General features: G+C 65.6%; 1 protein-coding gene. It reads left to right on the forward strand.

What is annotated here, in order from left to right; genetic code table 11:
- Positions 1 to 1,988: type I polyketide synthase (locus ACWGJY_RS37485; RefSeq protein WP_453265368.1), on the forward strand; the 1,988-nt coding region annotated here is incomplete at both ends.

Genomic DNA, 1,988 nt, shown 5'->3' on the forward strand with positions numbered 1-1,988 from the left:
AATGCTTGGACGGCCAGGACATTACGGCGGTGCCTGGTCTGCGCCACGGTCATGGCGAGGTGGAGTCGGTGCTGGCGGGGCTGGGTGCGTTGTTCGCCGCGGGGGTGGCGGTGAACTGGTCGGAGTTGTTTGCCGGGACCGGCGCCCACCACACCGAACTGCCCACCTACGCCTTCCAACGCCAACGCTATTGGCTCGACATGACGCTCGACGACGAGAAGACGTCGGTAGAGACGTCGGCTCTGGTGAGTGAGCTGCGGGGGCTCGGTGAAACCGAGCGCACGTATCGGATGACGGAGCTGGCTTTCGCGCACATCACAGCCACTCTCGGCAGCGGCGTGCTCGATGAGGGTGCACTCGGTCAGACGTTCAGGGATCTGGGCTTCGATTCCTTGATGTCCGCCGAACTGCGGGACAGGCTCTCGCGCGCCCTGAAGATCACGCTACCGAGTTCGGTGATCTTCGATTACCCCACTCCCGCTGTTCTCATCGAACACTTGCAATCAGTGGTGTTGGGTGCAGATGTCGACGTCGACACCCAGTCTGCGTCGATTGCTGATCCCGATGATCCTGTGGTGATTGTCGGGATGGCTTGCCGTTATCCGGGTGGGGTGGGTTCTCCGGAGGATTTGTGGTCGCTGGTGGTCGAGGGCGGGGAGGGAGTTACTGGTTTTCCGGAGTCGCGTGGCTGGGATGTGGAGGGTTTGTATCACGCGGATCCGGATCATCCGGGGACGACGTATGCGCGTGGTGGCGGGTTCTTGCACGACGCGGGTGAGTTCGACGCCGGGTTCTTCGGGATCTCGCCCCGTGAGGCGACGGCGATGGATCCGCAGCAGCGGTTGTTGCTGGAGGTTGCCTGGGAGGCTTTCGAGCGTGCGGGTATCGACGCGGACTCACTGCGCGGCACCCAGACCGGCGTGGTGGTAGGAGCAACACCGCACGGATACGGTGCGGTAGGAACTGACGCCGGCGGATACCTGCTCACCGGTACCACGCCCGGGGTCCTGTCCGGGCGAATCGCGTACCAGTTCGGATTCGAGGGACCCGCGACAACGGTCGACACGGCCTGTTCGTCATCGTTGGTGGCACTGCACCTGGCCGCACAAGCACTGCGGTCGGGCGAGTGCTCGCTCGCGCTGGCCGGCGGTGTCGCGGTCATGGGCACTCCGATGATCCTCACGGAGTTCGCGCGGCAGCGTGGACTGTCTCCGGACGGCCGGTGCCGGTCGTTCGGTGCGGGCGCGGACGGCACCGGGTGGTCCGAAGGCGTGGGCCTGGTGGTGCTGGAACGGTTGTCCGATGCGCGGCGCAACGGGCACCGGGTGCTCGCGCTGCTGGCGGGTTCGGCCGTGAACCAGGACGGGGCCTCGAACGGACTGACGGCCCCGAACGGACCCTCGCAGCAGCGGGTGATCCGGCAGGCGCTGGCCAACGCAGGGCTGACGGCCGCCGATGTCGACGTGGTGGAAGGGCACGGCACGGGTACTCGACTCGGGGACCCGATCGAAGCGCAGGCACTACTGGCAACCTACGGGCGGGAGCACACCGACGGCTCACCCCTGTGGCTCGGATCGGTGAAAGCGAACATCGGACACCCGCAGGCGGCGGCAGGCGTTGCCGGGGTCATCAAAATGGTGATGGCGCTGCAGCACCAGTTCTTGCCCAGAACCCTGTTCGCCGAGGACCCCTCGACCGAGGTGGATTGGTCTTCCGGTGGGGTGGCGTTGCTGACCCGATCACGAGAATGGCCGGACACCGGCCGACCTCGGCGAGCCGGAGTGTCCTCGTTCGGCATCAGCGGGACGAACGCACACATCATTCTGCAGCAACCATCGAATGAACCAGCAATGGCCGATCGGCGGTCAACGCCGACAGCTACGCGTGAATTGCCGGTGTTGCCGTTTGTGTTGTCGGGTCGTGGGTCGGGGTCGTTGTGTGGTCAGGCTGCTCGTTTGCGGTCGTTTGTGGTGGAGCGGCCGGATGTG

It is taken from the genome of Streptomyces sp. NPDC054765 (assembly GCF_053612065.1).